This window comes from Streptomyces aureocirculatus, from assembly GCF_000720475.1.
Classification (GTDB): domain Bacteria; phylum Actinomycetota; class Actinomycetes; order Streptomycetales; family Streptomycetaceae; genus Streptomyces; species Streptomyces aureocirculatus.
Map to the genome: position 1 here is coordinate 1 of NZ_JOAP01000109.1, position 5,850 is coordinate 5,850.

The 5,850-nt window shown below is 70.1% G+C and carries 5 protein-coding genes and 1 pseudogene; 3 read left to right on the forward strand and 3 right to left on the reverse strand.

Annotated features, from left to right (window positions below; genetic code table 11):
- Together IG78_RS0140650 and IG78_RS0140655 are read left to right on the forward strand one after the other, a co-directional pair.
- On the forward strand, nucleotides 1-1,357 hold a 1,357-nt coding region (locus IG78_RS0140650), incomplete at its 5' end, for an alpha/beta fold hydrolase (protein WP_030574679.1).
- Nucleotides 1,358-1,541: 184 nt separating this feature from the next.
- Nucleotides 1,542-1,958 (forward strand): hypothetical protein, encoded by a 417-nt coding sequence (locus IG78_RS0140655; RefSeq protein WP_030574682.1) that lies wholly within the window; start codon nucleotides 1,542-1,544, stop codon nucleotides 1,956-1,958.
- 130 nt (nucleotides 1,959-2,088) lie between these two features.
- Here IG78_RS0140655 and IG78_RS47285 read toward each other — a convergent pair whose 3' ends face one another.
- Together IG78_RS47285 and IG78_RS43530 are read right to left on the reverse strand one after the other, a co-directional pair.
- Nucleotides 2,089-3,060: an NAD-dependent epimerase/dehydratase family protein gene (locus IG78_RS47285; RefSeq protein ID WP_225882291.1), complete on the reverse strand. Its 972-nt coding sequence runs from the start codon at nucleotides 3,058-3,060 to the stop codon at nucleotides 2,089-2,091.
- A 173-nt stretch (nucleotides 3,061-3,233) separates the two neighbouring features.
- Nucleotides 3,234-3,716, reverse strand: a pseudogene (locus IG78_RS43530) (transposase).
- A gap of 399 nt (nucleotides 3,717-4,115) precedes the next feature.
- On the opposite strand from IG78_RS43530, the gene IG78_RS0140675 reads away from it, so the two are divergent.
- Nucleotides 4,116-5,159 carry an IS5 family transposase gene (locus IG78_RS0140675; RefSeq protein WP_225882292.1) on the forward strand — a complete coding sequence of 348 codons (1,044 nt, stop codon included), beginning with the start codon at nucleotides 4,116-4,118 and terminating at the stop codon, nucleotides 5,157-5,159.
- A 32-nt stretch (nucleotides 5,160-5,191) separates the two neighbouring features.
- Here IG78_RS0140675 and IG78_RS0140680 read toward each other — a convergent pair whose 3' ends face one another.
- Complete coding sequence (locus tag IG78_RS0140680) at nucleotides 5,192-5,539, reverse strand: VOC family protein (protein ID WP_030574688.1); 348 nt, start codon at nucleotides 5,537-5,539, stop codon at nucleotides 5,192-5,194.
- Nucleotides 5,540-5,850: the final 311 nt, after the last annotated feature.

Here is a 5,850-nt window from a genome sequence, read left to right on the forward strand (position 1 = left end):
CTTCCTCGGGCGGGCCGACACCCAGGTCAAGATCCGCGGCTTCCGCATCGAACCCGCCGAGGTCGAGGCCGCGCTCGCCGAACACCCCGACGTCGCCCAGGCCGTGGTCACCGTCGCAGGCGACGCCACGGACATCGGAGGCAGGCACCTGGTGGCCTACGTCGTGCCGGTGGACGCCACCGCTGCCGCACAGGCAGCGGAGTCAGTGGAGGCAGCGGGAACGACGGGAACGGCCGAACTGGACGCCGCGCTGCGCGACTTCGCCGCGGGACGCCTGCCCGCGTACATGGTGCCCTCCGTGTTCGTCCCCATCGAGCGGCTGCCGCTCACCCCCAACGGGAAGGTCGACCACAGGGCGCTGCCGCGGCCCGGGCACCCCACCGGCGCGGACGCCCACCGGGCGCCGCGCACCCCGCAGGAAGAAGTCCTGGCACGCCTGTTCACCCAGATCCTGGACGTCGAGCGGGTGGGCGTCGACGACAACTTCTTCGACCTGGGCGGCCACTCCCTCGGAGCCACCCGCCTGGTCGGGCACCTCCGCAGAATTCTCAACGTGGACGTACCGGTGCGCATGGTCTTCGAGACCCCGACCGTCGCGACGCTGGCGGCCCAACTGGGCGCCGGTGCCGATCCGGCCGGTCCCACCGACCCGTTCGGTGTGGTCATGACCCTGAAGGGGGGAGGTGCCAAGCCGCCGGTGTGGTTCCTGCCTCCCGGCAGCGGCCTGGCCTGGTCCTACCTGGGCATGGCCAGGCACTTGGGCGACCGGCCGGTGTACGGGATCCAGGCGCGCGGCTTCGACGGCTCCCCGGTGCCGGAGAGCTTCGAAGCCATGGTCCTCGACTACGCGGAACAGATCCTCGCCGTCCAGCCGGAGGGGCCCTTCCAGATGATCGGGCACTCGCTGGGCGGCCCCCTCGCCCACGCGGTGGCCGCCGAACTCCAGCGGCGCGGGCACGAGGTGCCGGTGGTCGTGATCCTCGACGCGGTCCCGAGCGACTGGTTCGCGGAACACCGGGAAGCGGTGCGGCTCGACCGGTCCCAGGCACGCGAGTTCCTCGACAGCCATCTCCCGGGCGCCGAGGACAGCGAGGACCGCCGGTCCATCATCGAGAACGGCTCGGCCCTGATGGTCCGGCACGTGCAGATGGTGGGGGAGTTCAGCCAGCCCACGTACCGCGGCACCGCGCTGTTCTTCAGGGCCACGCGAAGCACCGGCCCGGAGGCCGGGCTGTGGGCCCCCCACGTCCAGGGCGATGTGCACGCGTACGACATCGACGCGACGCACTACGGTCTCACCGAGCCGGAACCCGCGGCGGAGATCTGCGCCGTCGTGAACCGCCACCTGTGCGACTGAAACACCGCGGATGACGGCAGGGACGACGGCCACCCCCGGCACGCCGGGGTGGCCGTCGTCCCCGCCCCGCGGGCATCGTTCCGTCCCGTCAGGCCCACATGATCACCACGGTGGTTCCCTGAAATGATCAACCGCCGGTTGCGTCAGTGCGGCCGGATGAACGATCCACGGAGGGAACAGAGCAGTGCAGGCATCACTCAAGCGGCGGGCCGCCATCGTCCCGGCCGTCGCTGCCGCCGTCCTCGCGGCAGCCCCGGCGGCGCAGGCGGCGCAGGCCGGCGGTTCCGGCGGATGCGCCGGTGGGTACGCGAAGTACACGTCGGGTGGGTACGCGAAGTACACGTCGAAGGGCGACCATCTCTACGCCAAGGACCGCAAGGCCGACGGCCGCAGCGTCTTCATCAACCTCGACGCGGCGAGCGGCAAGCCCCACTTCTGGAACACCTTCCACCTCAAGCGGGGCGCGGGCAAGCACTTCACCTGGAAACTGAACCTCCCGGAGAAGAGGAAGGTCCGGACAACCGTCTCCCTGGTCAAGGGAGACCCGGGGTCGGACAGCAGCAAGTGGTACAAGTGCGCGAGTTTCACCAGCCGCACGTGATCCTCCGCCGCCAGGGCCGTACCCGCCGGACGCCGGGTACGGCCCTGGCGGGTTCCGCCGTGCAGAAGCTCCCCAGCACGCGAGACGACTGGCATCCGCCGCCTCCGCCCCGGTCGGCCACCTAGTCGTCTCACACCGTCGACCGGCTCGGCAGGGAGAGTCCGTAGTCCTCGAGAGTGCGACCGGCCACCCACCCTCGCGCTTGTGCCTTGGACACGTCCAGGACCACGGATGCGCCAGTTGGTCGACGGCGTAGCGGGTGAGCGGCGGCTCCGCGTGCGGACGCAGCCGGGTCAGTGTCTGGGCGGTGCCCACCACGGCCTGAGCCAGTGGCGGCGGGGTGTGGCGGATGCGCGCCCGTACGCCGTGCGCGCGCAGGACCGTCCGGATGGCCTCGTCCCGGTCGTAGGGCGCCGGATCGGCGATGTTGTACGCGCCCACCGGCCAGTCGGCGGCCGGCAGACAGGCGTCGGTGAGGTTCTCCACGGCCGCGAGGCTGAGGCGGACGCTGGGCCCCGGCAGCACGACCACGAGCAGTCCGTGGCGGACGCGGGACAGCAGCCTGGGCGCCAGGTGCGGGTCCCCGGTGCCGTAGACCGCCCGTGGCCGCAGCACCACGGCGCCCGTGGCCGCAGCACCACGGCGCCCGTGGCCGCAGCACCACGGCGCCCGCGGCGAGGGCCAGCGCCTCACCGGCGGCCTTGGTGCGGCCGTAGGCGTTGAGGTGCCCGCGCACTGGGTGGCCCTCGGTGACGCGGAGGCGTCCGGGGCCGGGCGCGTAGACGCTGGCGCTGCTCACCCACACCACCGGTCGGCCAACGGCCCCCTGGAGCAGCCGCGCGGCGCCGTCGACGTTGACGGCGCGCATGGCGGCTTCGGCCGGGGAACCGGGTGCCGGGTCGCCGACGGCTGCCGCGCAGTGCACGACGATGTCGGCGCCGGACAGGTCCGGCACCTCACGTGCGGCGTCCCAGGCCAGGTGCCGGCCGGTCGGGCCGGGGCGCCGCCCGACCCACAGGACGTCCGCGCCCCGGGCGGCGGCCGCCGCGGCGACGCGGGAGCCGCAGAAACCGCCGGCCCCGGTCACGGCGATCGTGGTCACCGGCCCTATGAGGCATCGCGGTCACCGGTCGCCCGGATGGTGAGGGACCCCCAGGCGGGCAGGGCCGCGGCCCGGTCGGCGCGGGCACGCAGGACGGCGGGGCGGTACGGGGCGAGCGCGGCGAGGGTGTCGTCGAGTCGTGCGCGGGCCAGCCGTGCGCCGGGGCAGGACGCTCATCGATCGGCCTTGGACGAGGCGGGATCCCAACTCTCTGGCAGGAACAGACGCCATCCGACAACAGCCGACGCGTCGTCGGAGGCCAGGTGCTGGGGCATCTTGGCGTGGCAGGTGGTGACCTTGCCCGCGCTGCCGGTGTACGGCCGGACCAACACACGCCGGGGCGTCACCGTCTTCGAGGAAGCCTGTGTCATCGATGACCAGTGCGGTCGGTCTGTCACATGCTGCATCCGTCAGGCGAGGCAGGCGCGGACATGCGCCGCGTCCCACGGGCTGGTGGTGATGGAGTTCGCCAGGGCTTGCCGGTTGCCGTCCTCGCCCGGGCGGGCGGCCATCGGTTCCACCGACCTGCGCCGTCCCTGCAGCAACAGGCCCCGCAGATGGACCGTTCCCCCCGGCGTCGACCCACCCGTGCGGCTCGAACACCTCTGCCGCGAAAGTCTCCAGATCGCAGCGGTCCGCGACCAGCTCCCGTCCATCACAACAGGTCAATGGAGCAAGCGGACAAACCGACACGCCAGCGGCGAGTGACCCCGACCAAGCACTACGGGGACTCGTCCGGTCGATCATGTTGCGAGCCGGAAGGCCGCATCACCGATGTCAAGCTGCAGAAACGCCTCATGGCTGGCCGCGCCGGCGTTCCACTCCTCCGCCAGCGCGTCGTCCTGATCGCCCACCTCCGCCGACAATACGCAGACCGGCCGACCATGTCACCGAGATGATCTCCGGCTACGAAAATCTTGCCAGAGCCAGAGAAGCCCGTACGCCGGCAGAAGGTGGCGGACAAGCCTAAGCGCATCCGTTGGTCGCGGCAAGGCTCCCTCAAAGGTCCCGCCGCCTCGCAGTGACTGTCCTGGCCCTCGCCCGGAATCAGCGTCGTGAAATCATGCAGCGACGACGGATGCACTTTCCGGCGCGAGACCGAGCGGGTCGTCAACCAGATCGCCCAGGAACTCCGCACGTTGGATGCTGGTGTGAGGCGGTTCTCCGACCTCGCCCCGACACGCCAGCAGATGGTTCTACAGGAAGTCGCTGGCTATGCGATGCAGGCGCACATGACATCTGCGGACGGCCGTGCGGGGGTGGCGCGGTCTGGTGTGAAGCCCACGGCTAACCCCTCGGTCATGATCTGCATGGACCCGCCTCGCTACGGGTTCGCGGGCCTGCCCTCCGCCGAACACGTCAAGGCGTTCCGCGTCCTCGTTTCCGTGTTCGCCATTGCGGGACACTCGCCGCCGCGAGAGGTACTGCAATGGCGCCTGCGGACATGCCTGGCACAACTTGTCGGCGACCGGTCCCTGACCGACGCGAAGGGTGCGATCACGTGGGACCTGAGCGTCGACTCCACGGTCTGCCGCGCCCATCAGCATGCAGCCGGGGCCCGCAAGCAGAGCGACCTGCAAAAGGAACCACCGGGCGGCGTCTTTGACGAGCCCCGCGATCACGGACTCGGACGCTCCCGTAGCGGGTTCACCACCAAGCTGCACCTGGCCGTCGAGCAAGGTCAAAAGCCCATGCCGAGCGTGGCCACGGCAGGACAGCGCGGAGACTCGCCGCAGTTCGAACCCGTACTGGAGAAGTTCCGCGTGCCCCGCACCGGACCGGACCGGCCACGCATCCGCCCCGACCGCGTGCGGGCCGACAAGGCGTACGCCTCCCGCAAGAACCGCGCCTACCTGCGCAGTCGGGGAATCCGCTGCACCATCCCGGACAAGGCCGACCAGGCCCGCAACCGAAAGAAGCTCGGTTCCCGTGGCGGCCGTCCGCCGAAGTTCGACCCGGAGGATTACAAGGCCCGCCACGCGGGCGAGTGCGGCATCAACCGCCTCAAAAGGCACCGCGCCGTGGCCACGAGGTATGACAAGCTCGTGGTCCGCTACGAAGCTACCGTGCTGGTCGTGGCCATCAACGAGTGGCTGTGACCAGCACCTTCCCAGGTCGTGCGGGGACGGTGTCAGCGGTGGCCCAGCACGTTGACCACTCGGCCGCTGGGATCGCGGACGAAGAACCGCCGCACCCCCCACTCCTCGTTCTGCAAGGGGTGAACGATCTCCGCGCCGCTGTCCCGCATGACCGCATAGGCCGTGTCCACGTCGTCCACTTCGACGCTCATGTCGGGGGTGACCGGGGCGGTCTTGTCGCTGGTCATAACGCTGACTTGCGCCGCCGGAGCGGACGGAGAGGCGAGCGTCATGATCCAGCCATGGTTCATGACCTCTTCGAAGCCCAACAGCCCATAGAACTCCCGGCTCTCCTGTACAGCCTCTGACTGGATGTTGGGCACGACACGACGAACGGCCATCGACGACTCCAAGCGAGAATAGAGCTGACTCCGAGACTCTCCAGGAGTACTACGGCACGTCCGCAACAGCACACACTTTCGCAACACGGCCTACTGATCTTTTCGTAAGTTCGGTGGGTGTGGTGGGCGTGTGGGTGGGAGGCTGTCGGGGTGGCTTATCAACCTTCCCCTTCGGTTGCCAGCTCCTGCCTTCCTCCTTTGTCGCGGCCTCAGTTGGCAGAGGCGCGTCGTGTTCGGGCAGTCGAGTTGTTCGAGGACGGTGTTCCGAATGCGGAGATCGCGAGGGCGGTGGGGGTGTGTGCCGAGAGTGT